At 39.6% G+C, this 26,648-nt stretch carries 27 protein-coding genes; 18 read left to right on the top strand and 9 right to left on the bottom strand.

Features of this window, described 5'->3' with window-relative positions; all coding sequences use genetic code 11:
* Positions 1-247: 247 nt before the first annotated feature.
* Entirely contained in the window at positions 248-763 is a 516-nt protein-coding gene (locus ACYVGO_RS20715; protein WP_460970901.1) for a sigma-70 RNA polymerase sigma factor region 4 domain-containing protein, read from the bottom strand.
* Positions 764-1,537: 774 nt separating this feature from the next.
* On the opposite strand from ACYVGO_RS20715, the gene ACYVGO_RS20710 reads away from it, so the two are divergent.
* Entirely contained in the window at positions 1,538-2,209 is a 672-nt protein-coding gene (locus tag ACYVGO_RS20710; RefSeq protein ID WP_460970900.1) for an AAA family ATPase, read from the top strand.
* On the opposite strand, the gene ACYVGO_RS20705 is transcribed toward ACYVGO_RS20710, so the two are convergent.
* Complete coding sequence (locus ACYVGO_RS20705; protein WP_460970899.1) at positions 2,193-2,408, bottom strand: hypothetical protein; 216 nt, start codon at positions 2,406-2,408, stop codon at positions 2,193-2,195. The two genes, ACYVGO_RS20710 and ACYVGO_RS20705, sit on opposite strands and share 17 nt — an antisense overlap.
* Before the next feature lie 2 nt (positions 2,409-2,410).
* On the opposite strand from ACYVGO_RS20705, the gene ACYVGO_RS20700 reads away from it, so the two are divergent.
* The 9 genes from ACYVGO_RS20700 to ACYVGO_RS20660 all read left to right on the top strand — a co-directional run bounded on the left by ACYVGO_RS20700 (position 2,411) and on the right by ACYVGO_RS20660 (position 10,327).
* Positions 2,411-3,403 carry a replication protein RepA gene (locus ACYVGO_RS20700; protein WP_460970898.1) on the top strand — a complete coding sequence of 331 codons (993 nt, stop codon included), beginning with the start codon at positions 2,411-2,413 and terminating at the stop codon, positions 3,401-3,403.
* A gap of 390 nt (positions 3,404-3,793) precedes the next feature.
* Positions 3,794-4,348, top strand: coding sequence for a hypothetical protein (locus ACYVGO_RS20695; protein ID WP_460970897.1), 555 nt, complete (start codon positions 3,794-3,796; stop codon positions 4,346-4,348).
* A 3-nt stretch (positions 4,349-4,351) separates the two neighbouring features.
* On the top strand, positions 4,352-5,335 hold the full coding sequence (locus ACYVGO_RS20690; protein ID WP_460970896.1) for a toprim domain-containing protein: 984 nt from the start codon (positions 4,352-4,354) through the stop codon (positions 5,333-5,335).
* 447 nt (positions 5,336-5,782) lie between these two features.
* On the top strand, positions 5,783-6,112 hold the full coding sequence (locus ACYVGO_RS20685) for a hypothetical protein (RefSeq protein WP_460970895.1): 330 nt from the start codon (positions 5,783-5,785) through the stop codon (positions 6,110-6,112).
* A 78-nt stretch (positions 6,113-6,190) separates the two neighbouring features.
* Positions 6,191-6,607, top strand: a complete 417-nt coding sequence (locus tag ACYVGO_RS20680) for a hypothetical protein (protein ID WP_460970894.1) — start codon at positions 6,191-6,193, stop codon at positions 6,605-6,607.
* Between the two features lie 130 nt (positions 6,608-6,737).
* Entirely contained in the window at positions 6,738-7,082 is a 345-nt protein-coding gene (locus ACYVGO_RS20675) for a cupin domain-containing protein (RefSeq protein ID WP_460970893.1), read from the top strand.
* Between the two features lie 243 nt (positions 7,083-7,325).
* Complete coding sequence (locus tag ACYVGO_RS20670; RefSeq protein WP_460970892.1) at positions 7,326-7,709, top strand: BfmA/BtgA family mobilization protein; 384 nt, start codon at positions 7,326-7,328, stop codon at positions 7,707-7,709.
* 4 nt (positions 7,710-7,713) lie between these two features.
* Positions 7,714-8,544 (top strand): DUF5712 family protein, encoded by an 831-nt coding sequence (locus tag ACYVGO_RS20665; RefSeq protein WP_460970891.1) that lies wholly within the window; start codon positions 7,714-7,716, stop codon positions 8,542-8,544.
* Positions 8,545-8,548: 4 nt separating this feature from the next.
* A complete protein-coding gene (locus tag ACYVGO_RS20660) occupies positions 8,549-10,327 on the top strand; it encodes a type IV secretory system conjugative DNA transfer family protein (protein ID WP_460970890.1) in 1,779 nt (592 codons plus the stop codon).
* Positions 10,328-10,520: 193 nt separating this feature from the next.
* Here the strand turns inward: ACYVGO_RS20660 and ACYVGO_RS20655 are convergent, their stop codons facing one another.
* Positions 10,521-11,630: a HigA family addiction module antitoxin gene (locus tag ACYVGO_RS20655; protein ID WP_460970889.1), complete on the bottom strand. Its 1,110-nt coding sequence runs from the start codon at positions 11,628-11,630 to the stop codon at positions 10,521-10,523.
* 598 nt (positions 11,631-12,228) lie between these two features.
* On the opposite strand from ACYVGO_RS20655, the gene ACYVGO_RS20650 reads away from it, so the two are divergent.
* The 4 genes from ACYVGO_RS20650 (at position 12,229) to ACYVGO_RS20635 (ending at position 16,269) form a co-directional block, all read left to right on the top strand.
* The gene (locus tag ACYVGO_RS20650; RefSeq protein WP_460970888.1) at positions 12,229-13,023 is read left to right on the top strand and encodes a multiubiquitin domain-containing protein; all 795 of its coding nucleotides are present in this window, start codon (positions 12,229-12,231) and stop codon (positions 13,021-13,023) included.
* A gap of 11 nt (positions 13,024-13,034) precedes the next feature.
* Positions 13,035-14,444: a HesA/MoeB/ThiF family protein gene (locus ACYVGO_RS20645; RefSeq protein WP_460970887.1), complete on the top strand. Its 1,410-nt coding sequence runs from the start codon at positions 13,035-13,037 to the stop codon at positions 14,442-14,444.
* 4 nt (positions 14,445-14,448) lie between these two features.
* A complete protein-coding gene (locus ACYVGO_RS20640) occupies positions 14,449-14,793 on the top strand; it encodes a DUF6527 family protein (RefSeq protein ID WP_460970886.1) in 345 nt (114 codons plus the stop codon).
* Positions 14,794-15,093: 300 nt separating this feature from the next.
* Entirely contained in the window at positions 15,094-16,269 is a 1,176-nt protein-coding gene (locus ACYVGO_RS20635; RefSeq protein WP_460970885.1) for a DUF3800 domain-containing protein, read from the top strand.
* 191 nt (positions 16,270-16,460) lie between these two features.
* Here ACYVGO_RS20635 and ACYVGO_RS20630 read toward each other — a convergent pair whose 3' ends face one another.
* The 6 genes from ACYVGO_RS20630 to ACYVGO_RS20605 all read right to left on the bottom strand — a co-directional run bounded on the left by ACYVGO_RS20630 (position 16,461) and on the right by ACYVGO_RS20605 (position 21,564).
* On the bottom strand, positions 16,461-17,561 hold the full coding sequence (locus ACYVGO_RS20630; protein ID WP_460970884.1) for a hypothetical protein: 1,101 nt from the start codon (positions 17,559-17,561) through the stop codon (positions 16,461-16,463).
* A 515-nt stretch (positions 17,562-18,076) separates the two neighbouring features.
* On the bottom strand, positions 18,077-19,285 hold the full coding sequence (locus tag ACYVGO_RS20625; protein ID WP_460970883.1) for an RES domain-containing protein: 1,209 nt from the start codon (positions 19,283-19,285) through the stop codon (positions 18,077-18,079).
* 113 nt (positions 19,286-19,398) lie between these two features.
* Positions 19,399-20,130 carry a hypothetical protein gene (locus ACYVGO_RS20620; RefSeq protein WP_460970882.1) on the bottom strand — a complete coding sequence of 244 codons (732 nt, stop codon included), beginning with the start codon at positions 20,128-20,130 and terminating at the stop codon, positions 19,399-19,401.
* 39 nt (positions 20,131-20,169) lie between these two features.
* Positions 20,170-20,583, bottom strand: coding sequence for a PIN domain-containing protein (locus ACYVGO_RS20615; protein WP_460970881.1), 414 nt, complete (start codon positions 20,581-20,583; stop codon positions 20,170-20,172).
* Entirely contained in the window at positions 20,580-20,819 is a 240-nt protein-coding gene (locus tag ACYVGO_RS20610; protein ID WP_460970880.1) for a hypothetical protein, read from the bottom strand. The genes ACYVGO_RS20615 and ACYVGO_RS20610 overlap by 4 nt, the downstream gene beginning before the upstream one ends.
* Before the next feature lie 85 nt (positions 20,820-20,904).
* Positions 20,905-21,564: a recombinase family protein gene (locus ACYVGO_RS20605; protein WP_460970879.1), complete on the bottom strand. Its 660-nt coding sequence runs from the start codon at positions 21,562-21,564 to the stop codon at positions 20,905-20,907.
* 161 nt (positions 21,565-21,725) lie between these two features.
* Between ACYVGO_RS20605 and ACYVGO_RS20600 the strand changes: the two genes are divergently transcribed.
* From ACYVGO_RS20600 to ACYVGO_RS20585, 4 genes are all read left to right on the top strand, one after another.
* The gene (locus ACYVGO_RS20600; protein ID WP_460970877.1) at positions 21,726-22,931 is read left to right on the top strand and encodes a hypothetical protein; all 1,206 of its coding nucleotides are present in this window, start codon (positions 21,726-21,728) and stop codon (positions 22,929-22,931) included.
* Positions 22,932-22,940: 9 nt separating this feature from the next.
* A complete protein-coding gene (locus tag ACYVGO_RS20595) occupies positions 22,941-24,677 on the top strand; it encodes a hypothetical protein (protein WP_460970876.1) in 1,737 nt (578 codons plus the stop codon).
* 506 nt (positions 24,678-25,183) lie between these two features.
* A complete protein-coding gene (locus tag ACYVGO_RS20590; protein WP_460970875.1) occupies positions 25,184-25,393 on the top strand; it encodes a DUF2958 domain-containing protein in 210 nt (69 codons plus the stop codon).
* A gap of 431 nt (positions 25,394-25,824) precedes the next feature.
* A complete protein-coding gene (locus ACYVGO_RS20585) occupies positions 25,825-26,601 on the top strand; it encodes an FRG domain-containing protein (protein WP_460970874.1) in 777 nt (258 codons plus the stop codon).
* The last annotated feature ends 47 nt before the right edge of the window (positions 26,602-26,648 follow it).

Here is a 26,648-nt window from a genome sequence, read left to right as displayed (position 1 = left end):
AAGTCAAGTATTTATCTGTCAAGACGAGATCAATTAGTTCGTCAAGGCTCATTTTACTGTTGATAACCATATTTAAATAGTTTTTGAAAGTTCAGCTGTGTTTTATATATAGCTTATTAATTTCTTTTTTCTTTCATAAGATTTATAAAAAGTTATTTTGTATATATAGAAACACTGGCACACTAATGGCCGAGGTATTCTTAATAAATGGCCTTAGTGTGTCAGTGTCGGCAAGAGAAAATATTAGTTATTTTTTTATATTAAATTTTTTTTTGATTGCATATAATAGTCTGCTTATAGAAGCAGGAGAAGTGCTCATTAGTGAAGCAATTTCATGGCCTTTGTATCCTTCATCTTTTAATTGAATTAAGGTTTTTTCACGTATACTCAGATCATTTGTTATAAATGATCTGTCTAGTTCATTTATAATAGCACTTTCACTTACTGATATGCTTAATAACTCTTTATTTGTTGAATTTTTTCTGTTTTTTGCTAAACGTTTGAACTTTACTCGATTTAGATATTTTGTTACAGTATCAATAAGAAAATCGTATTTGTCAATAACAGGGGGCGATAGTTTCTCTGCAAATAGCAGTTCAACGACGGCTTCCATAGTTATGTCATATGCCATTTCTTTACAATCATCATTTGACCAAGCATTCATTCTTCGAACTCGAGAAAGAACGAATAAATAGACGCGCTTTTCTTCAGGACACCTGAAGCAATCGTTGCTTCCATCGCTACCTTTTAAAGTGTTTCTCATCTTATGGGAAGTTTTAAATGTGAGTAAAAACCCTGACGACTTTAATAAACACTATTAATTTTGGTACTCTATCTTGTGAATTACCTCGAAAAGTAATGTTCGCTCCTATTTTTATATATAACAATAAACTATAGTTCAATCAAATTTTGTTTTTTGCTAATTAGCAAGCCTTTGTATTGTATACTATCTATAGAACAGATTTTTATTTCATCAAATTGGAAACTAACAAAATATTATTAGAATAATGCATTTCAGTGGGAATATTCTAACTTAACCCTAGTATCTTATACTCAAATCAATACCGTAACGCTTAGAAGGCACTAACTATAAGCCATTTTAGAAGTAAATTATATTAAAAATATTGTATATCTAAAAAATAGCTTAAAATTGGACCGATTTTGGTTTTCACAAATTGCCAACCCTTTGTATTGAATATTAAATAAAAAGTAGTGTATTATTTCAATAAATTGAAAATAGGCAAAATATTATTGAGATAACACAATATGTCGGCTATTTTGGTATATACTATATCTAATAAAGCAAATTATCTGTGAATGCGTAATAGAAATGATTTCGGTGTGGTTATCAATACTATGAAATTAGTTATACAAAGCGTTTAAATGAATATTATTATCTTATAGGTAACAAGCATATAAATAGTGCAGTAATTAGTACAAATTTCAGTGCTGAAATTTGTACTAATTACTGCACTATTTATATGCTTGTTTTTGTGCAAAAAGAAGTAGTACTTGCAGCACCCAAACCAATACTAAAATGATCTTCGTTCTAAGTGGTATCAAAGGTGGTTCAGGCCGCAGCACCATTAGCGAACACCTGACCGTCTGGTTGGCAAAACAGGGAGCCGACGTGCTTCTGGTTGATGCCGACGAGCAAGGTACAGCCAGCGACTTCACCGCCTGGCGCGAACACACGCTGGCAGGCAACGTTGGTTACACGCTTGTTCAGCTCATAGGTGCCAACCTACGCAAACAGGTCGAGACGATGAAATCCAAATACGACCACATCGTAATCGATACCGGTGGGAGGGATACTACCAGCCAGCGCGCAGCTCTGATTGTAGCTGACATAGCCTTGATCCCAATCCAGCCCCGTAGTCACGACGTATGGACGCTATCGAAGCTGACCGAAATGCTTGGCGAAATCCAGGCGACCCGGATGGAGCCACTAATCGTTCATTCGTTCCTCAACCGCGCTGACATTACCTCTGCCGATAACCGGGAAACATCCGAAGCCTTGGCCAGCATGGCTGAATTAGGCTTTGTTCCCCACGCCATTAAAAATCGGAAAGCATACCCCAACGCCGGGGCGAAGGGGCTTGCCGTGTCCGAGGTTGAAACCCCTGACAAAAAAGCCGTAGCCGAAATAGACGAACTCTTTAACCATGTAACTACATATGGCCGTCAGCCTGTCACCACCACCGCGTAAAACGCCCACTGAGGCCCAGATAGACGCCGTTGTTAACAAGGGCGGTAAACCGACTACCGAGAGTTTCGATACGGAACCAGACGACGCGCCCAAGCACATCAACACCCGTCTTACAAAAGGCATCCTTCGCCAGATCGACGCGCTCCGAGCGTCGCGCCCACGCAAGCCCGGTAGCCCCAAATTGGGCATATCGACGCATGATTGGATTGTCGAGGCTGTGTTGGAGAAACTGGATCGGGATTCAGCACTAAAATCAGCACGGAAATGAGCACCAAGAAAGACCTAACCCCGGTTGCCAAACGCCGTACTAAGCTGATTTACGAAGCATATCAGGAAGAGCCGGACGACCGTGAGATCCTGTTTCAGTCGTCGGTGATGGCGCATTGCTATTTGCCGCGCCGGGAGCCGGATCTAGCGCCGAACGAGATATGGCAGGCCGAGAGTGGCAAGTTCAGCCTCTACGTGATGCCCATGCCCATCAGAAACCCCGTCACACACGAATTACAGTATCTTGGCTTGCCGTATGGGGTGAAGGCCCGGATTATTCTCTCCACGCTCAATACAATCGCTCTCAAGTCGCAAAATCGCATCATCGAGATGCCAGCCAACAGCGTGACCGACTTTAACAGCTATATGGGCTTTAGTGAGGGTGGGAGCCAGGTCAATGCTGTGCGCGATCAAGTGAGCCGTTTAGCGTCCTGCGTTGTGCGTATGACCTACGACGGGGCCGAGGGACAGCAGAACATCAACATGCCCCTTGTTAGTGGGTTTACGCTATTCCCAGAAAAGAACCCGGAGCAACTGTTGCTGTGGCCTAGCCAAATCGAGCTGTCAGAGGCTTACTTTCACAATTTGATGGAACATGCCGTACCGCTGGCCAAGAGCCACCTGACAGCCCTGTCAAACAACGCCACAGCCATTGACTGGTACACGTTTCTTGCGCACCGATTGCACCGGGTACAACCCAATAAACCGCAGTTTCTCGGCTGGCAAACAATCAAGGATCAATTTGGGGGCGACTACAACCGCATGGTTGATTTCCGATCCAACTTTAAGAAGGTGCACCGGTTGGTTAAGAGCTTGTACACGGACGCACGTGTTGAGGAAAAAGGGACGCGCGGATTGATGCTGCATTTCAGTCAAACACCAATACCTAAACGTCTGTTTAATAATGAGTTACCGCCTAAAGTGTGACAAACTCACAGTTATGGCGTTTTTTAGCAAAATATGGCTTGTAATTATCTGATAATCAGTACGATATGTTAGTAATTGTGATAAAATCGCAGTATACTCGTAATTTTATCCACAATGACATACGTAACTGGCTGATTTTTAGCATTTATCCACTGTTATTTTGTCACCATCATCCACTGCTAATTTATCTCAAACGCTACTGCTAAATTGTCACACAAACCTTTATCTAAAAACCCTTTAATTAAAAGAACACCTTTATTACTGCTAAAAAGCAGTGGAAAAACTAATGAAAAGAGAATGGCGGCTAAAATACATGATCATATGTTACTAAATTCATATAAAAACGTTTCGCCTATTAGCAATATAGAAAATAATTGCTAAAATTCGAGCATGAATAAGCAAATTGAGTTACTAAGGTATCTGAGAAAGGAGGGAGCGGACATAGAGGAGAAAAATATAAATAGTATACTTAATAAATTAGGTCTTAGAGACGAGACCTTGATTTATAAATTTCTAAATGATTTAGAAAAAGCAAAATATATAGAATGGCGTGATGCTAGACCCCAAGTGCCACACTCTAGCCCCAGTATCTTAATGTTTCTCCATGATGAAAATTCACCTTATAATTACCAAGCCGAGATTACGCTTCCCGGACTTCAATATTTACGTGAAGATGAGTTAAAGATTTACAGCAAATGGCTGACGATTTTCTCAGTAATTGTCGCCATAATAACCGCATTGATTGGCTGGTATTATAGTAACGCTGCAAAAGATAAAGACGAAGAAATCGGTAAATTGAAGACAGAAAAAACTTCAATGCTTGCTATTCAAAAAACGAAGATCGATAGTATTAATGCACTAAAATTTAATCTATCAAAGATTAAATCCTTTTCAGAACATTTAAAAAAAGATAGTCTTTCAGCCTTTAAGCCTATTCGGCGCTAGTAAATGGACATCAAAACCGCCAAATCGATCCCCATTGACGAGCTGCTCCTAAAGCTAGGGTATCAGCCCGTCCGGGAACGCGTTGGGCGGAAGTGGTATAAATCGCCTTTCAGGAATGAGAATACGGCCAGTTTCGTACTGTCTAAAGATGGTGCAGCCTGGTATGACCACGGCGAAGGGGTAGGGGGCAACATCATTGATCTGGCCATGCGCCTAGGCGATTGCACCGACGTGTCCGGGGCGTTATCGTATCTGGATACAGCGACCGGCCATATGGCTTACTCGCTTCCCACCATCCGGCATAGGTTGCCCGTGACACCCGATTTACCCGCTTACGCTCTGATTGCCGCCAATGATTTTCATGTCCATGCCGCCCGTGGTGGATATACACAAGGAGCCTCTTACCTGATCAGTCGGGGCATAGATCCGCATGCTGTAACGCCCTATGTCCGGGATATTGTATTTGCCCCGACGACAGCGCCCACGAGGAAGATGTACGGAATTGGCCTGCCTAATAATTCAGGTGGGTACGAGGTTCGCGCCCGGATCAATGACAGCTATATCAAGACTTCGGTAGGCCATAAGGATTACAGCTTTTTCCCAGCGACCAAGGAAAACCGGCAACGGGACAAATTGCACATTTTCGAGGGAGCGCCGGACTTCTGGACATTCCTAACGGCCAATAAAAACATCGATCCGACCGGCGAAAACTTCCTGATCCTAAACGGCACCGGCATGGTCAACAAAGCGATGGATTTTCTCAATGGCCATTATTTTGACCTGATAATGTTGTGGAACCAGAACGATCCAGCAGGCAATAAAACGGTTGAACGGTTCCTGGAATTGCCGCAGACGGTAGGCACGATGAACCATATGTATGAAGGGTTCAAAGATTATAATGCCTGGCATATGGACAACGTTAAGCCAGTAATTGCCGCCGTTCAGAGCCAACCTATGTTAAAGACGACGCCAAAAATAAAGCTGTAAACCTATTTCTAAGGCAACTTGGTAGTTTGCGTTTGACTTATAGCCAGAAAGTGCATTTAGCGTCTACGGTTGCGGCCTAAAGAGGCCTGAATCGTAGCCCAGGCTTTCTTCTTTAGTTGTACATGTAGCTCCTTATCCCTAGGTACAAAGGTGGTGCTGCGTAACTGATTATCTCTAACTTGGGCTTCCCAATAGGTAGAGTCAGAAGTATCAGGAATTTCAGTATACTCAGGTTGATTCATACGTATCAGTTCGCCTCGTGAAGCAGTTGTTGGTTGATAGGATAAGGGTAGGAGGTAAGGGAAAGGTTCCCCGCCGATTGAAAGCGGCCTGCCCATAAACGTTAGTCTAGTCTACAAACTCATTACAGCCCTCTCAGGCCACGAACGAGTTAATAGAGTATTGTTTATTCTATCTCTGATTCGTGTGATGTCTATGGGTTTAACTATGGAACCCCAACGTAATTCCCCTACTGAAACCTTAATCGCCGAGATGGAACAGGCGATCAATCGGCTCAAACACATTTCAGCTCAGTACCATCCGATTCCGATCAGTCTGGAAAATAGTGCCCTTCGTAAACGGTTATATGATCAGTTTGAGCAGGAAAGAGTCCAGCTCTTTATGGCCTACGGGCAAGACAAATCCTTTCAATTAGAAGCTTTGAACCCAAGCTTATTTCTCGAATTCAATCAATACTTAATCGACCACGTATGTGGCATTAATGACATCCATCAATCACCCACCTTTATGGAGTACTTGTTCAGCGAGAAGCCATGAGTTTTAGCCCATGAAGCGGACCCCTAACTAACTTCTATTCGATAGAGTTCCCGAAAAAAAACGGGTTCGTACACACTTTTGTCCCGTTGGTCCACACTTACGTCGGGTTGGTCCACACTTCCTTATTTTCTTGAGCAACGACTGCGTTATCTATTCTTAACCATAAACAGCTTTACTTATATGCGTTTTTTTAACTGGTTTGGTCAGGGTTCCAGGAAGAGCCAGGCCGACGAACTAAGCCGAGCAATTGCTGGAGAACTAATTACTATTGAGTGGCACGAGGAGGACAAGAAATACACCGCCGCCTGGATTGCGGAGCGAAAGGCTTTAGCCGCCCAGAAGCGAGCGGAGCTAAGCGCAGGAGCGCGGTACTGGTTCGATCAGAGCGAGCATGAAGAAATCAATCGGTTGGAGCATTCCATCCAATGGAATGAGCAGATCATTGCACACGCCAAGAACATCATTCTTTACCGTCAGCAGCGGTTAGGCAGGTAAACTAATTCTAGCAATAAGCCTAAACTGTGATGATACAGCTCAGGCTTATTCACCTATTTCCGCTGGGAGCTAGAATGGAAAGTAGTAACTTTATATGTAGTACTTGCTATCTAAATTCTTACCATCCTTTATGAATCTTGCCTCTTTGACACGACTGGATTTTGGTCAATTAACCCAGACTGTGACGGCTCCCTATGCGAACTTTACCCTAGCTACGGTCAATGATCATGTCGTTAAGTTGAGTGTGATGACCGAGAATTACTATTGGCATTATCACCCCAACTCAGACGAAACGTTCATTGTAACGGAAGGCATTTTATTGATTGATCTGGAAACGGAAACGATTGAATTACTCCCTGGTCATCTTTTCAGTATTCCGAAAAATGTGGTCCATCGAACCCGACCCAAGGGTGAACGTTCGGTGAATCTAACAGTCGAGCATGGTCAGATCGAAATAGTACGAATTGAGCGGTAAGGTCGAAGCGCGGTGAGTTGCCCTCCTATGGCGGGCGTCGTGACACGTGGCATATTGCCCCCCTACGGTGTGCAGCGTGGTACGGTCTTGGTAAAGAGCAAGCCGGAATGCCGCTACGCAGCATTCTTAGGCTTGCCTCGCAGGGCAATGTATTGACAGTCAATGATATATGTTATATATTAGCAATGAAAATTCAATGAAAAATCTATAACCTATTGACTATCAATATATTTTACAATTGTTATGGCAATATTAGAGCACACTACGCTAAGCATTGACAAGCCACTCGCCGATGAAATGGCTCGGCTCGCCAAGAGTTATGGACTGACCAAGAAAGGGCTACTCGTGGCCATGCTCCAGTATTTTAAAGCCACCAAAGCCGACCCCCGCGACCCGAAAACGGACAACCCAACGGACGCGATCAAGGCACTTGACCGGCGGCTGATCAGCTTTATCAAGCAGCAGGAGAAGGAGCAATTACGACCCATCAAGGACGAACTGATCTTAATCAGCCGGAAGCTTTATGAGATGGATGACCCGGCCAGTGGGGTGGGTAAGGTGGAGCACTTGCGTAAGATGAACGAACGACTTCGACTCATTGCCGAGAAAGTAGGCGTCAGCAGCTAGTCATATGGTCACTAATTTTTCCAGCCCCATCAAGGGGGCCAACTCGGGGAGTTGTCAGCGCCTAGCGGACTACTTGGAGAAAGAGAATAATCAGTTAGCCCCCCATCAGCGAGAGGACTTCTTTTCGGCGCAAAGCGACAAAGTATCCGGGTTAGATGTGGTGGCCAGCATCGACCATAACGGAGCCGCCCAGGGACTGAAATCGGGCCAAGACCGGTTCTATACCTTTACCATTGACCCGAGTCAAAAGGAACTCGCTCATATTGGCAACGATCCGGAAAAATTACGGGAGTTTACCAGGGGCGTAATGGAGAACTACGCTCACAATTTTGGAAAGGGGATTGAAAGCACTGACCTGGTTTGGTTTGCCAAGATCGAGCACAGCCGCAGCTATAGCCACGAGGACAAAGCCGTGCAGGAAGGTACTGCTCAAAAGGGCCAGCCCAAGGAAGGCGATCAAACCCATGTGCATGTCATCGTGAGTCGTTTCAAGGAACGCGAAATGGAGCAGCAGCGCAGTATGTCCCTTTCCCCTTTGACCAATCACCGTCAGGCCGGGGGAGCCATTGGCAATGGCTTTGACCGGGTGAATTTTATCCAGGCCAACGAGCGCAGCTTTGACCAGCAGTTTGGCTATAAACGGGAGTTAACTGAAACGTTTGCCCACGCTAAGGCTAGTCACTCCGAACACCAGCCCGACCGCTTAGCCGCCCGCGAGCAGCAGATCAAAGATCAAATTCAGCGGAATGCCGCCCAACAAGACAGACCCCACACCCACGAACGAACTATTCAACACGAACAGAACAACAATTCATCCAACTCGCTAAGTCGTTAAAATCATGAATGAAGAGGAATCTTTAGGCCGACGCATTTTCGTCTGGCTGTTTACCGCTGGATTTACCTATCTCGTCTGCTGGGGGGTACTCTGGCTAGCGTTTACCTTTCTGGGTGTTTATAAAAGTCAACTGTTGGGTGGTCCCGCTCATTCGCTTACTCCCTGGTTAGCCGCAGGAATGGCCCTTTTAGGGGCTTACGAAAACATAAAGAAAAACAAGAGGAAAATAGGTATCGGCAAGACCAGCCCCACCAGTGCCACTGGTCGGCGCATTCGAAATAGTGTGTATACCATCCTGACTCAAACCGCTCTTATTACCCGGATCTACATCACTAACCCGTTTCGGGGTGTGCTCATCATTGGGGGAGCCGGAGCGGGGAAGAGCAAGAGCCTGATTGAACCCATTATTCAGCAAACTATTCAACAAGGCTACGCCGGACTGCTGTATGATTTCAAGTTCCCCAGTCTGGCCAGAGTGGCCACCGAAGCGAATCAGACCGGTCGTGGGCAATCAATCTATTATGTCAACTTTGAGCAGTTGACGCTTTCCCACCGGGTCAACCCCTTACACCCGGATACAATGCCCACCCAAAGTCACGCCGATGAGTACGCCCGGTCGATCATGTACAATCTGAAGCCCGAAGCCATCAAGAAGTCTGATTTCTGGGTGGATTCAGCGCAAACGTATTTAACCGCCCTAATTTGGTTTTTACGCGAAGAATACCCGCAGTACTGCACCTTACCGCACGTAATGGCTTTAGCCTTTCAGCCCACGGCGGACGTAGTGGCCCTGTTATCGACAAATCCCGAAACGCGGGGCACTATCGCCAGTTTACGCGAATCGGTACAGCGGAAAGCCGAAGGCCAAACAGCGGGCGTAGTCTCAACGCTGCAAACGGCGCTGCGACGCATCAACAGCAAAGAGATTGTCTGGGTCTTGTCAGGGAATGATTTCAGCTTGAACCTAAACGATCCAAACAACCCGGCTTTCCTGGTCTTAGGTAATTCGCCCACGTTGTCGAGTACCTTCTCGCCGGTCTTGGCGCTATTAGCCACCGTCGCCATTAAGCAGATGAACCAGCAGCGAAAAGCGCTATCGGCCGTAATTCTAGACGAAGCCCCAACGCTATATATCCCTGGCTTCGAGCAGTTGCCGGCCACGGGTCGAGAAAACAAAATTGCTACAGTTTATGCCGCGCAGGATCTAAGCCAGATCGAGGACATGTACGGGCGCAGCAAGAAAGATGCCTTGTTAGCCAACTTAAACAACCAGTTTTATGGACGAGTCGGCCACCGGGAAACAGCGCAGTACATTAGTGACTTATGGGGTATGGAAGACGTAGAGCACCGCACCCAGGGCCAGGGTGAAAGCAGCCGGGATTCAGTTCAAACGCAGAGTCAAATGATCAACCGCAGTTACGCCCAGCGTAGCCGAGTGCGGATTCAGGATGTGTTAGAACTGAATACAGGTGAGTTTTACGGCCAATTAGTTGAGTCGGATTTTAGCAGTTTCAAAGCCCAAATCAAGATTCAGGAAAGTAGGCCTTTACCCGAGATAGTCCCCGTTACACAGGTCACAACGTATGACTTAAAACAAAACTTTCTACGTATCCAAGATGAAGTAGAAAGCCTATTCAAACGTCAAGGGCCTAACCAGAGCGGAGTTCTGGAACCTATCAGACCTAAACCGATTGCTCCCCAACCAATTATGCCTGCTCAAAGTAACGGACGAGCGAATAACAATGGTCAGGCCATGCAACCAGGGGAAAGTTTAGATTTTTAGTCTAATTGCCTTCGGCGACCCCTTAGCGGGGGCAGGCCGTACAACGACACAAGGCAAATTTTACAGTTTAAAACTGTAAAATTTGCCTTGTGTCGTTGTACGGCGTTTATAAAAAGTCTATTTAATTTAATCTTTTCCTAGGAATTATTTCTACCGTAGTTCCTATTGTTATCATTAATTGAGCGTTGAACAATTAAGGTATTCGATTGTGTTTCTGATACATTGAAGGGGTAGAATATTTTATTCGTCCATCAAAGCATAAGCGCCCCCATACTATTTGTGGTGGAATATTCATCTTATTAGCAAACGATTGGATAGTTTCATCTGAAAATTTTGTTTTGCCAAAGATGAAATCTTTCCAATAATTTTCTGGAATTAAGGCATTTCGAGCAAACTCATTCGCTTCGTCTTCTTGAATATTAGTGTTAATCTTAGCATCTTCTAAACTGTCTACAAAAGACGTTTCTTTATTCTGCTTTAAATGTAAGAAAATATGCCCTAGCTCGTGGTAAACGGTAAAAATTAAGTTGTCAAAACGCTGATGCCTAAGTGTTAATCCTATTACAGGATTATTACCATACCAAAAAGCTGCACCATCTAAAGGAGCATGGTCAGGTTTACCTTTAATTATTAACTTTATTCCGTACTCTTGAAATTTAGCTAACAAATTTTCCTTGACATTATTCCCTAAAAATATTGATTTTAGATTTTTCAGTAAGTCATATTGACAATCAAAATTGAAATTCGCTGCTTGTTCTTTTATTGATAAGTATTTTACATATCTAATCCAACTATTAACATAAGGAGCATGTTCTAATAGCTTGCCTGACTTCTTAAATAAAATCCCAGCAGGCCGCTCTTTATTTAAAGCGTTTTCCATTTCAGAAATAGAAGAAAAGCTAAGAATTGATAAAAGATGATTTATATCCTTAACTATATTACCTGATAACTCACGCTCTTTTCTGAAATAAGAAATAGGTAATGTTTTCTTTATTTCCTTCCAATTGTTTATCGCTTCTACCTGCTTAACTGTGGTTTCTTCGACCCGCGCTAAATCTAGGTTATAGTCGGCTTGTAACTTATTCCACCATTCTGCTGGCCTTTCTAAAGCGGCTCCAAATAGTATAGCTAAGTCGGGTGTTATAGAGCGCTTACCTTTTAATACTTCATTTAGCTGTGAGGGTTGAATACCAGTTTCAGCAGCTAATTCATTCTGTTTTATTCCATATGTGGCTAATTCTTCTTTAAGATGTAAGCCTGGATGGATCGCTTTGTGAGGAATTGGGCTTGTGTTGGGGCTCATGACACGGAGGTGATTAGTTCGTATTGATACAATACATACGCTGAATGATGATAGATGTGATTAACCCTTCTGTTTCTTGGCACGTGAACTCAAGATAGTATTCAGGATTGACCTTTACGACGATTAGTGTACTATCTGGGTCAAGAAGGCGACTTTCTAAGGATGGTTTTTTCATCAAATCAGAAAGCCTATCGAATGCTTTAAGAGCGCTTAGGACAAACATAAACCGTTCTCTTGTAGCATTAGAACAACGAAAGCGCTTAGCTGGCGGCCAGCCAGAACAATAAAGATTTTCTAACAACGGATCAGCGAACGATAACAGTATCAAGTTCTTAAGGTCAAAGGTATGAATAATTCACAAATTTGTGAATTTATTTTAAGGTAAAAAATTTGACATTGAAAGAATTTTTTAACTAAGTTTGTGAGCCAAGCAAAAGGAGGTGAACCATGTGAAAAGACGAACTAATAGTGCCCGAAACAAAAAGAGTCTGATAGCTACATTCACGCCAATGAATGAACCAACAGACTCCAATTCAAAAACCATTATTCACAATAGCTCTCAAACTTCAGGAAAGGAGCTAGTTATCCGAACAAAATTATGGACAATGTCCTAAAAATCCAAGTACCCAGTGGCCATGGTCATTCAGATCATGAAGATAGCCTAACTATTAAGGTTATCATTGATGTAGAAGATTTATGTCTTAGCAATAAACCGCATCCTGAGCACGATCCAGGTGTAGTTGTATACTACCGTGTTAAGATAGATAAGCAATACCGCGAATTCAGGGAGCATCATTTAACCGGTACACAGTTACTGGCTTCAATAGGCCTTACTCCGCAGACACATAAGTTGTTTGAAATAGGCCAGCATGGGCAACGTGCAATCGGGCCTGATGAACTGGCCGATTTTCGTAAGCCAGGTATTGAACGATTCAAATCTGTTGCTAAAGAAGCGCAGGACGGCAATGTAACGGCAACTGATGTTTCAGTTGCCGTTGCTTTACGTAAGCAATTTGAATTGCCTTCTGAGGATTGCTTATTTCTTAACCAACAAGGCCTCCCATGGGAGGCCTTGTTGGTTGGGGGGGCTGGATGGGTTTTAATTCATGATTTCCCCCTTCCATCGGGTTATAACGCGAGTACAACTACTATGGCGTTATTAATACCTGCTTCATATCCGTCCGTTGAGATCGATATGATGTATTTTTATCCTGATGTCGTTCGATTTGACAATAGGGCTATTAATGCATTAAGCCAGCAGGCTCTGGATGGAAAAACCTATCAGCGATGGTCACGACACCGTCCCGTAGGTATGTGGCGTCCAGGTATTGATAACCTGGAGACTCATTTCCTGGCAGTATTAGAATGGCTTAATAACGAACTCACTCGATAACTTCCACTCTGATGTACAGGCTAAGAATGAATGGGGGGCAATATGCCGCTCTACAAGATCACTTGTTTCCTGGTGATGACAACGAAGCAATTGCTTTTGCCCTTTGTGGTATACATACTGAAGGTGATTCTGAAACATACTCAATATTCAAACTTGAGCTGTTTCCTTATAATCAGTGTATAGAACGGCGTCCTGATTTAGTGGTATGGCCTCCAACCGGTATTGTGCATCTGCTAGAAGAGTGTCGGTTAAACGGCTGGCGACTTCTTAAAATACACTGCCATCCAGGTGGAGGATCGAAATTTTCTGATTTGGACGATCAATCTGATCTGGAGTTGAGCGATACTGTAACAGGTTGGATTAATAGAGATGATTCAATCGTAACAGCTATTATGTTACCAGGAAGGGAAATATTCGGCAGAGTTGTAAAGGTCGACGGTCAATTCATTCCCTTGAAATCTGTAATAATAGCTGGCGATGATATTCAAGTCTTTATACCGGAAAATATTCCTGGTATGGAAACAAATGAGCAAGTAATTGCTGATGAAGTGCAATTGCGCACCTACCAAACTTTTGGAGAAGGGACTGTTAATCAGCTACGAAAACTTCGTGTAGGTGTTGTTGGCTGTTCTGGTACTGGTAGTATAGTTGTAGAACTGTTAGGGAGGCTTGGTGTCGGAGAACTAGTAATAGTAGATAACGATGTTATAGAGCCAAAAAACCTAAATCGTATTTTAAATACACGTCACTCTGATGCTGTTAATAGGCGACCCAAAGTAGAAGTTCTCAAAGAAGCATTGGAAAATAGTGGCACTGGTGTAAAGATTCGAGCTATTGCTCGTGGATTACACCACTATTTGGCTTACCAAGCAATCGCGGGGTGTGATATCGTTTTTGGTTGTATGGATTCGGTCGATGGTAGGCATTTACTGAATCGTATCGCTACTTTCTTCTCAATACCTTACTTCGACATTGGTGTCAGGCTGGACGCAGATGCTAAAGGAGGAGTTGATGAAGTAATGGGACGCGTAGATTATATACAACCTGGCGGGTCTTCATTGTTTTCAAGAGAACGTTATACGATGAAGCAGTTGCAAGCAGCTGATTTGGCACGAACTAATCCGGAGGAATATGGGCGACAAATCAGAGAAAAATATATTCGATCAGCAAACGTCGAAAGTCCTGCTGTGATTAGTGTTAATATGATGTTTGCGTCGCAAGCTGTGACTGAATTCTTAGCGCGTATACATCCGTTTCGTACAGAAAGAAATAGTCGATTTGCGGAAGTTACGTTCAGTATTGCAGGTTTTTTATTAGAACGTCAAACAGATGGAGAACCTGACTTAGAATTGCAAAGGCATGTAGGTAAAGGAACGACAAGCCCTCTACTTCACGCTCCTACCCTAATAATAAAAGGTTAGAAGTATGAATATGCTGCACCGTTTATGGAAACGTTTTCTTGATTTTATAAGAAAACGACCTGTTCCCTACACGTACGAGCATGTGCGAGACTTTCCAGATATCTGGAAAGCTCGCACTGTTTATTTGCTCGGTAAGCCAGATCAGGAATGGCTAGCAGGTATGATTTGTCCTTGTGGCTGTGGTCAACCTATAGAATTATTGTTGTTAGAAACAGAATGGCCACGCTGGAAATTGACACGTCACGAAGACAATAGTTTAACTCTAAAGCCTTCGATTTGGAGGACGGCTGGGTGCAAAAGCCATTTCTTTTTAAGGAAAGGTAATATCGAATGGTGTTCATCTGAATAATAATGGGTTGCGTTGCCGAATCACACATAATATCATCATTACTTCCTGATAACGTAATCTTAATTCATAACCGCTTGGCCAGGGTGAACGATTTTGATCTTCGTCTTCCTAGCTGAATTACTTATTATCCCCTCCTTGTTACTATGTAAACGTTGGTTTATAATGCGACAGCACTGTTTTGTTAACATACAAACGACGGTACAGTCATTAACAAAGGCTGAGCGAACGGATATGGTTGGAAAGGGGATAAAAGGTGTCAGCGACAATCAGTAACTTGCTGGCTAGCTTACTAATTGCCCGATGAATGACCATATTGCCTTTTTGGATGAGTGGGGAAACAATGGCCTTGACTTTACCAAGCCCGGTGTTTCCACCCATTTTATCGTCACCGCCATCACCTTACGCAAAGAACAGCTTAGTGAGGCTGAAACTCAATTAGAGGAGGTGCGTAAACGCTTTTTTCAAACCGGCCCTATCAAATCAGCCAAAGTAGGCAGTGATGATAAGCGCCGGATTTTGATCTTAAAACAACTACTAACCATCCCCTTTCAAATCTTTGCCCTTGTCGTCGATAAACGAGAGCTGCGCGGGGAGGGATTTTATTACAAAGGGTCCTTCTACAAGTTTCTGCATGGGCTAGCCGACCGAGAACTGTACCGCAGCTTTCCTAATTTGGAATTAGTTGCGGATCGACACGGTGACGAGAGTTTTATGCAGGGATTCACTCAGTACATCTATAACCGGCACGTACCCACCCTGTTTAACCAGGCTAGTTTTCGCTTTGTCAACAGCCAAGCCAGTCTTCTCGTCCAAGCCGCTGATTTTGTAGCGGGCACCCTAGCCCGGTGTTATGATGAAACGGTTCTATCAACCGAACGAGCCAGCTTCGTACAATTATTGAAACCTAAGTTACTTACCCTAAAATACTGGCCAGACGTATTTGCCCCCGTGGTGGCCCAGAGCTTGCCCGATCAAGCTAATTACAATGCTGGTTTAGCTGAACTGTGTATGGGCCTAGGCCAAGACTTTTTGCATCGTAAATTGGCCAGCCGTTCCCCTCAAGAAGTTGACCAAGTTACCTGCTTAAATTATTTGTTGTTTCACTTCCGCCATGTTGACCCCACACGTTACATTTCAAGCCGGGAATTAATGGCGCACATTGAGGAACGACGCGGCAGTCTGCCCAGCCTGCACTACTTTCAAACGCGGGTGATTGCTCCTCTCCGGGATGCGGGTGTCATCATTGCCAGCAGCACCAAAGGCTACAAAATCCCATCCTGTGAGGGAGACCTCTACGATTTTGTCAATCATAGTAATACCATAATTCAACCGCTATTATCTCGAATCAGCAAATGCCGGGACCGAATCCGATTAGCCACCGGTGGCTCAGTTGACCTTTTAGAGCGAGAGGAATATGCCAACCTGAAACAGTTGCTAACTGATCCAACGCTAAACGAATTTGGTCATAAGGGGTAGGGGTTTCAAACCAGGAACGACCATTACAGTATTGTTACTTCTACATACTTAATGATTTATCACTTTTAAAAATATCAGCTTTTACCTTAGATTTAAGGTATATATTATAAATAGAGAATTTTTACATAGTCGCATGCTATTTAAAAATTTTACCTTATGTTTATATGACATGCAAAATGCAATTTTCAGAATTAAGGAAATAACATCAACTTGAGATTGTTTACATCATCTTCTAATAATTCGTGGATAAAGGTTAAGATTTTATCTGAAGTGCCTAATTTTGCTTTAGGTATATTAAATTTTATGTCGCCACCCAAACCCCCGTAAACTGGAATTGAAATACTTATTTTTTTTAAGTATTTACTAGGATCTAGGCCAATTTCTTTTGCCCAATCAATCGATGCCTTTTCAAGAGATAAGCATACTCTTTCTATTTCAACCTGATCATTATTGTCAATAGCAATACAAACCTCATTTATACCTTCACGAAAATATTTAGCTTCTTTTGATTCTCTAACTTTATTTATTACGTGGGCTAACCCAAAGCCTGGTTTAGTTTGCCCAAGAATATATTTAGTTAGTATAGGAAATTTAAAAAAGAGATTTTTTTCATTTATCCATTTAAACGTTATATCTTCTCTTTTTTTACGAACTTCTTGATCAAAAATACTCAAAAATCTAGATTGGAGACTTGTATTCGTTGATACGAACAAACCTTTGAATGGATGTAAAACCAGATTACAATTAAATGTTTTTTGTAATTCATTATAATAAAATGCTCTAATTATCTGCACCAGCATTAAGATTGGTAGTTTTTCTCTCTCATTACAAAGTAAATGATAAGTTTTAAAGCCAATAGCATCTTGTATTGCACGTTCATCTGAATCAAAATACTGAAAGCTAGTTAAATAATGATGAAATTTATCGTAGTTTTCTCCTCCGTAAAAATCCTCGTATATTTTATTGAAAAAATCATCCTCAATAGCTTTACTTTCAATAAGCTTAGTCGCTATATTTAAATGAATGTCGTTGCGTTGCTTAGCTGTGATTGGTAAAGCGGCAAAAAAATCAAAACTATCTGAAAAAGGGTCTGTTAATGAAAACCTATCATAATATGAATGAGCATCAACATAAATATTATCATATAGAACAAGAGCTTCTAAAGCACAGTCGACTCCTCCATAAATGCGAAAAGCATCGAATTTATCACTGATAAAATCTTGGTGCTTAAATTCATAAGCAAACCTTCCCAGACACACAAGTGCAGAAGTATCTATTATAATACTACTCATATTAGATTAATGTAAAAGTAAGTATGCCTATTTTTTATGTGTGAGTACAAATTCAGTTTCGCGAAACGTCCATTTTTTGAAACATGGGCTGACGTTTGAAATATTCATCCTAAACTTAAAGGAACTGTCTCAAATCGTCATTTCAAAATTCAATGCTTAATTTCCACGAAATCACCTGAGTTTGTGAGATAAATCGAAGAACTTACAATTCTATATCACGTGTACTACTGGCACGAGCAGAGTAGATTTGTTTAACTAATTCATCGCCCGTTTCTTCCCCTTCCCAACTCCCAAATAAGCCGTAGAAAAGCCTTTCTCTCTCTTCTTCGGGCGTAAATATTCATAGTTGATACATGCTCCTTTGTAGCCAATTTTACGGCTAATCCGAGCTTTTACACCAATTAAGCGGCCAGTTGGAACTTGGGTTGATCGTCCCCATTATAAGCGATCTCTGCATCAGAGGGAATAACCTGTACGCCTACCCGATAGCTTTCCAATTGGTAATTTCATATTTATTAATTATTCTCTTCCATTAATATAAATTTATATTCAATCTCAGTAACAAGTGCTTCTACGTTATATTTATTGTCTTCAATTTCTAAATAAACTTCACCCTCATTTACATTTATTTGAATAGGTTTTTTGTAAATTTTTTCAAAATCCATTTCCTCTTCAAATTTTGCTAATTCATTTAGAACTTCTTTTTTCTTTTTGTTTAATATTTTCCAAGTTAATATGGGCAATGGATAATAATCATTATCTGTTTTTGAATAGAACAAATAATCTTCATTTATATTGTCTATTGGTGGATCTATACTGAAACTTACTGAATAGCTTTCAGCCTTTATATCTTTGAGGCTAAATCCACTTTTATACCATTTTATAGTTCCATCTGTTTGTGGCTTACCTTGTTCTAAAAAAATTAAATTTGATCTACCTTCTTGGAATGATTCAAATTCCACTTTTTGAATTCCTTTTAATTTAATATGATCTTTTACGAAATCTGGATGAATAGCAAAATTTATGTTTGTTAACCCTGCTTGAACACTTGGATATAATAACGCTTCAATTCTTATCGGAAAATTTTCACGATCTTCATATAACAGATGATGAGATAAAAAAGAAGATGCTGCATATGATTTGTCTCCAATGAAAAGATTACTTAAACCTTCTAATAATAGTTTAAATGCATTTCTTTTTCCTGCTGTATAAGGTGAAGAGATATGTGCAATCTTTTCATGGTTTGATTTATTAAGACCTGAAAGCATTTCCCCTAACTTAACTTCATCATTGTATATAAATTGTGAATAAGCCAGTTTAATATCTTTATCTACCTCCCATGAACTTATATAGACTATGTCACCCTTTTGTAGTGGTTGATTAGTTGAATTTCTGAGTTCTCTTAAAGCTGTATCTCCTGAGAGAGCGGCATAAAAAACAGGAAATCCATCAATATTTGCTCGACCTTTTTTACAGTTATTAAATGGCGGGTGAGAAAAAGATGATATTTGATTTTTGTCAAACCCTGGAAATAGCCCATTTGTTACTCTGTAAATTGGCGCAGTTATACTAGCGTTTGGCACCACAAGTTTGGGAACCATACCAAGAGCATCGTTAAAAAGCTTTTTTATTTCCTCATAGGATAACTTATCTAAAAGGCTGGATTCAATAATTTTTAAACCATTACTAATTGCATCTTCAGAGGGTAAATCTGCCTCTTTCATAGATGGTAAATTCAAATCCATGATCGTATCTTGAAATTAAATAAAATGGAGTGTGGGGCTTCAATAATTAAAAATGCCAATTATTTTCCCATATCAATTTTAAGTCGGCCTCTTTATTTAAATTCGTGAAATTTAAAATTTTCGGGGATATTTTCAAAACCTACTAGCCTATCCATTCTCTTTAAGGTAGCTACATAAGAAATGCCTACAACGTATTTTTTATATTCAGAATCATAAAATTCTTCAAAAGTGCTCACAGGTAAATTGTAATTGTCATGTAACTCTGCTATTTCATACAAAAAGTGTCTCCAATAGCCATAATGAAAATAGCGACACTTCTTAATAATTTCTTCGCAACCTTTGTATTCACTTAATACAGTATAAAACTCTATTAAATCGCGCACAACTCGCATTTCTTGCATTAAAAAATTATATTTATATTCTTCCTCAATTTTTGCAGAAGCATCAATAATCTTTTCCCTATATCCTTCTTCGTAGTAATACTTATTTCTTTTAATCCATGCTTCACTTCTTATTTTTGCAAAGCGTTCATCCCTAAATTTTTCAAACAAACTGATTGCCGCTTGGCTAACCTGCCGCTTATCACTATCTTGCCAAATTTTAACGCTAATTAACAAAGATAGAAACCCAGTTATGGAAACAGCAATTTGAATTGCTTTCTCCCATCTACTAAATTCAGCAGCATCTTTATTATTTTCCAACTGGAAATCCAAAAAGAAAATATGGAATATATTTGCGATCCCTATCGCTAATGCTAAACTAAATACAAGATAGAATAGAAGGACCGTACTATTGTGACTAATAAATTTTTTTATTCTCTTCATAGTGTTTTAGAGTAACAAAAAAATGGTTTTTCTTTATAATTATTTGTCTATCCAGTTTTCAAGCTTGATATTTTCCATATTAACAAAATCTTTGGTATTCCTGGTAACTAAGGTCAAGCCTTTAACAATAGCTGTTGAACCAATAAAAATATCTAAATCGTCACCCCTGCGGCCAATTTTTATTAATTGAGCTTTGTGTTTAGCGTATTCTTCTAAGCATTCAGTAATTGGTATTATCCTACCTGAAAAGGAAGCTTTAAGTGTCTGAACTCGCTGAAGGTTTCGTAATTTTCTATCAGGGGCGCTATTTTCTACACCAAACAAAAGTTCAGCAATAGTAATTTCTGATAGATAGCAAGAATTTAAACCGGCTTTTAGAATTTTATTTTCTAAATCGTATTGGCCTTTAATCAAGTAGATGCAAATATTGGTGTCTAGTAAGAACTCACTCATAACTCTATATCACGTGTGCTGCTAGAACGTGCGGAGTAAATTTGTTTAACTAGCTCATCTGCCGTTTCATCCCCTTCCCAGCTTCCATACAAAGTTTTAAATAGCTTTTCCTGCTCGTCTTCGGGTTGAACGTCTTCAATCACAATTTTGACATCTTTTTTGCCAAACATTGATTTTACCGCTTCTAGAAACTTAGAATTAAGGTTCTCAGTGTTTATGTGATATGTAGTTTGCATGGTTCTATCTATGTCCGTATTTGTGTTTATTGATGCCAATATAACGCTTTTCCATTTTACCCGGTTCTAGCCGCTTTGTAAAGCCTCACAAGCCTACCCGCTGAAGGAGCCTACAAACAGCTTTTCCTTCAAACTGCTTGTTGCGCCTGGTTTGATAATGGGTCTGATTAAGCTTTTCCGCAATTTCAGTATAGGTCATGCCTTTACTCCGGTAAAGTGTGGCCAGCTCTGTAGCTTGGACGTTAGCTTTATTGGTGGCCGCGTTATCGACTCGGATAGCTTCGCCTTTTTGAATAGCCGCCAATGTCAGGTTTTCAGGCTTACCTAACTTAAAACCTTGTGCCTTCATTTGTGCCAAGGCTGCGCGGGTACGTTCGGAAGTCCGTTCCGCTTCGTATTGAGCGAATGTCACCATCATACCCACAGTAAGCGTATTGGCATCCGGCAGATCACAAGCTACAAAGTCAACGCCCGAATCCCGTAGTGTCATCACAAAGGCCACGTTCCGGCTTAACCGGTCGAGCTTTGCAATCAGTAACTTTGCCCCTAGTTGCTGACAGGCTCTAATAGCTTCCTGAAGTTTTGGCCGATCTTCTTTCTTACCGGACTCGACTTCCATAAATTCCTGAAGGAGCTTATCATCATCTCGAAGATACCGATTCACAATTAAGCGTTGATCCCCCAGGCCAAGCCCGGAACGGCCTTGTGCTTTCGTTGATACACGGTAGTAACAGATGTAGTTCATACTATAACTTTTATCACGTAGAAAACAGGTGTTCCACGGTGTGATTTCTCAAATATACCCTTTTGTGGCATTTTACAAACGACCGTTTATAAAATGCTATAGCTTAAAATTATAACCACACTAATGATATTTTTTAATCATAAACTTGTTCTCAGTTTACTATGCAAGATGTTATTATGAGTAATACTGCCCTTTTTAATGCAATCGCTAGCACAGAGGCACGGCCTACTAGCCTTCCTGAAATCCAAGAAAATTTAGATTGGTTGCATAATTATGTAGTTGAACTTGATAAATTCCTTTCTTTAAAGCTGAATAATTCATCTCATAAAGAGTATAAATCTTTCTTTTTAAATAAAGATAATTTATTATACGATAGAACCTTTATAGGCCAAACAATTTTTAGAGCTGATGAATTTAGACGATTAGATGACCATGAAGTATACTGCACAAGCCAGCCACTAACATTTTTTATTGATTCTAAACCAGCTTATGAAGAATTTTTAGCAAATTTTAAAAAAGATTTTGATGAACTAGATTATTCGATAATTCTACATGTAGAGCTAATATTTTTAAGTCAATTAAATTATCAAATAACATCCCTAATACAAACTATTTGGGATTTGATTTTAGAAGCAGAGCCTATATATATCAAAGGATTAACTTCAGATAAAGCTATCAAGCGAATTAAGGAGAAGCTATTAGAGATTGAGGAAAGCAAAATTAAGTCACCTAAAACTGTATACCTGCGCGAGTCATATAGAGACAAAGAACAGAAAATTTATGAATTACTTAAAAACTATTTTGAGACTAGTAGTACTATAAATGAGGAGAATACACTTGTAAATGTTATCTTAAAAGCATTAAAAAGAGTCCAAGGATTAAGCGCAGATATTCCTCAAAATGAAAAAGCAAGAACTAAGTTTACAGCAGAATTTATCCATAATTTTATAGCTAAAGATGAATCTGGTTATGGATTTTCAGAAACCTTAAAAACGATGGGTGAAATTGATATACTAATTGAAACCAATGCTGGAAATGCCGTAGCAGTTTGTGAGGGGTTTAATCTAAAAAATAACTTATCAAAAAACGTAGTTATCAGCCACATTAATAAATTATTTAATTACGACACTAATGGTCTAAAAGCAAATTTTATTATTGTATATGCTGAAACATTGGATCTGACATCTTTTTGGAATAAATATTCTTCTTTTGTTCAAACTATAGCAACTCCTTATAAATTACTGGAAGTAAAGCACTTATCTGATAGCTGGCCTGGCTTGCCTGCTGACATAAAACTTTGTAAGTTTACCTACTCGAGAAATGATTTTGAAATTGTTGTATATCATTTTTTTGTTAAAATGAGATAAATATAATCTATGGAAAGGAAAGAAAATGGTGACCTAGATTTTGGGCCAATAAATTTTGATTGGGAAAAATACCAAAAGTGGCGTCGCATATATGTGTTCCAATATTTTGATCATGAAAGAGGTTTTTACATACCATATTTCGGCCTCAATAAGTCTAGGGATTTAGATGAAAAGCAGCAACAACTGTTAAATAATCCCGATTATAAAAAGGTAGCTCTATATAATCTGCCTTTTAATCCACCTGATGATTTCTATTTTGAATATCAGCATAATCAACTGCGAATGTTCATTGATTATTTTAAGGAGGTATTTGAAGAGAAGGCTTATATAGATGGCTTTGTGCCTACTCATAAATACTTTAGCGTCATTCTACCTAAAAAAATATACCATGAAATTATTAATTGTATAAATTCATATAATTTATTGCATATTTCAAGCTTATTGTTTGAGATAATTTCTGTTGCCCAAAAGAAATATATTGACGAAATTGAATTTTGGGAGAGGCCAGAAAATCAAAAACTTCTAACCACAGCAGAAGCAGAGACAAAAAATGCTTATAAAGTTGTAAAGAATATTGATACTAGTGAATGGGAAAAAGGTAAAGGTAAAAGACCACCCGAATTATTGCGAATCAATTTTGTATTTCAAAATGAAACAATTAAGGTTAGCCATCCCTGGTTAGCAAAAGAGTTTATAGAACATTTTAAAGAATACTATGATAAATTGCCATATAAAGATTGGAGACTAGATTTAAAAAGATATCCAGAACGATTTGAGGATAATAGAAAGAAAGAGCAATTTAAATATAAGCTAGCTTTGTCACTTTATAATTTGTTAACGAAAGAAAAAATCTTCCTTTTAGGTGAACATAAATACCCTAATGATTTAATGTTATGTATAGCAAAAATTATAGAGTTTTGTTCGATACCCGTAGGTAACGAAGAAAATGATAATATAAAGATTAAATTAGTTCGTAACTGGCTGAAAAGAAACAAGTTACAAGAAGGATTTACATATATTCAATTGCCGGTAAATAGAGATAAATTGATTAAATACTTTCCTGACTATTTTGTTGATAGTTCTTCAGAAGAAAAAAGGGCTGATGTATTAGGAGTTGCTTATTATTTATCAAAGAGATTTAAAGCTGAGAATTTATTTTCAGATCTTGCACATATAGCCCAAGCGTTAAAACATTCATGGTATACCTTGGATTTTCCACGTTTAGTACCTGATAATGACAATAAAGAAAATGAAAAACCCTTATTTAATGACTTCGATGCAATGGTCAAATTATTAAAGAGCTTAAAAGAAAAAAAGAAAATCAAAAGTTTAAAATTTAGAGTAGAAGATGATGAATCAGAATATGAAATTTCAGAAAGGCTGCCATTATATTTAATAGAAGAATCCTTAAAGCATTATATAGAAAATTCAAAAGAGGAGTTTAATAAAAATGTGACCAAGAAGCGAATTAAATTTTCCGATGAGAATAATAACTATATAGTAGAGCAAGAGTTGCGTTTTAATTTGCCTGAAGAACGATTTATAGTCCTCTTTGTTAAAGGTTTTTATAATTACTTGCTAACAGAATTACCACCAGAAGATAGTGAATATATGCCATCTCAAAAATATTACACAATTATTGCTTTAATGCTTCGAGAGACATTGTTCTTCAGTAATAAAATGGATGATGAACGAGAAATAGCAGAAAAAGTAAAAGAGTGGCACTTGATAGACAGCAATACTTAGTTAGTATCTGCTAGGTAAAGGCTTGATAATCAGTAGGAACAAACGGTTTAAAACATGACCTACCTCTGTTCCTTCTACTGATTTTTACATCCAGTTTCTTTGCAATGTATTTAACGTTCTAAGAAAATGTGTAAAAAGATCAGGCTGCATTTGTTGAATTGGATCTCGGAAAAGAGACAAACTGTTATTTTTTGTTCACGTTCTACTATCATTAGAGGTATAAAAAAATATACCCGCTTATTAATTGAGAATATACTTATTACCTTGCTGTCAGCGGAAGTTATAAATGCTTTGAAAGACTTAGCTTAATTTCAGCTCCCTTTAGCCGGTCTCGGTTTGCCCAGTGGTCTTACCGTCCTCAGCTCGTCTTCTCCAATAAAAATTTTCGCCTTGTCCCGCCAGGGCTTAAAGGCAATTCCCCGCCCCACCAAAATTTATTCCTGGTTCGTTCGCTTTCAGGCCGGTTGTTCAGTCCCTGTAAACTGCAACCTGAAAGGAGAATCTAAATGAAACTGTTTACCAAAGAACATATTGCCAAACTAACTCATAACGGTAGTCATGGTCAAAGAGGTACGGATCATATACCGGTAGTAAAGCTGTTCACACCAGATGCCAATTGTACTTGGTTACTCACTGTAATAGATGCATTAAATGAAGATTTTGTATTCGGCTTATGTGATCTGGGGTTAGGGTTTCCAGAACTTGTGGGTACCTAACACATTTGAAGTATATACGCCACGTGAAGCCTATAACTGACTAATAGTTAGATAGTTATACAGATTTAACCACCTGTACTAGAGAGCAATTTCATCCTTTGGGCTATACGGCTTAGAAAACGACTTAAATTCACTTCCAAAATCAGCATTTCGCAATGGTTTTTCCCTTAAAGGTGTTTTATGCTTTTACACGTCCTAAATAGCAAAATTATTAACTGCTATAATCGAACGTTAAAGCATAAAATTTTCTATAAGTGACTGTTATAGAGGATATTAAGCCCCTTGCGTGGCGAAAAAGGCGGTTCTGTGTTAACTACCCCACTCTACTAATCGCTATTTATAATCAAGTAATTACAAACTTAGTGCCGCTCAAATGACGTATTTTATACGAAATAGCAAAGTGGCCCAATTTTAGGCTAACTTATATCCAAATGAAAAATCTTAAAGAATTAGTAAAAGAGATTGAATCTAACTATCCAAATGACAAATATTTGTATAGGGGTGAGCACAAACTTTATTCCGAAATCAAGCCAACAAGTGCTAGAGATTTAAAATTTAAAAAGCTGACAGAAGAACATCAAAAAGAGGTCTACGCCATTCTAACCGGTCACATGTATGGTACTGATTATCAGTACGACTATTCGACTCAAATAGCAGGATTATATTATTTTTTAAGAGAAGCTATTTTCGGTATAGGTATTTTAGATGCACCTAGTGCTAGTACTTTAGAAATAGATGCTGAAATATTTGGAATATTTCAGCATTACGGTTTTTCAACTGCTTTTATTGATTTAACAGATGATATTAATGTAGCTGCTCATTTTTCATCTGCTGGTGGAGTTGTTGGTAGTGAAGGTCGAATAATGATAATTCCAAAAGACCGTCTAAATAAAGAATTGTTTAATGGTACATCGTCATTAGCTCAAAGGCCATTTCGTCAACGTGCTTATTTCCTTTTAATACCCGAGGGTTACGATCTACTATCTGATGATTTTATAAGAGATTACGATGTGAAATTCCTAAAATTCCATTTATCTGAAAATGATAAAACGGAATTTAATAATTCTGATTTGCTTAGTACAAATGCTGACCAAGTAGCTGATGATATAAGAGACTGGTACGCCACACATATCAAAGACAATGGCAAAATAAGTCAACCTGTGAAAGACTATATAGATCAAATTTTAAAAGGATGGCCTCTCAAATAGGTTCATTAGAGGAAGAAGGCCAATTGTTGCCCCCAGGTGGTGGTTAT

It is taken from the genome of Spirosoma migulaei (assembly GCF_054776855.1).
Note: the sequence above shows the minus strand (reverse complement) of the source record. Positions and strands in the feature narration are given on the sequence as shown.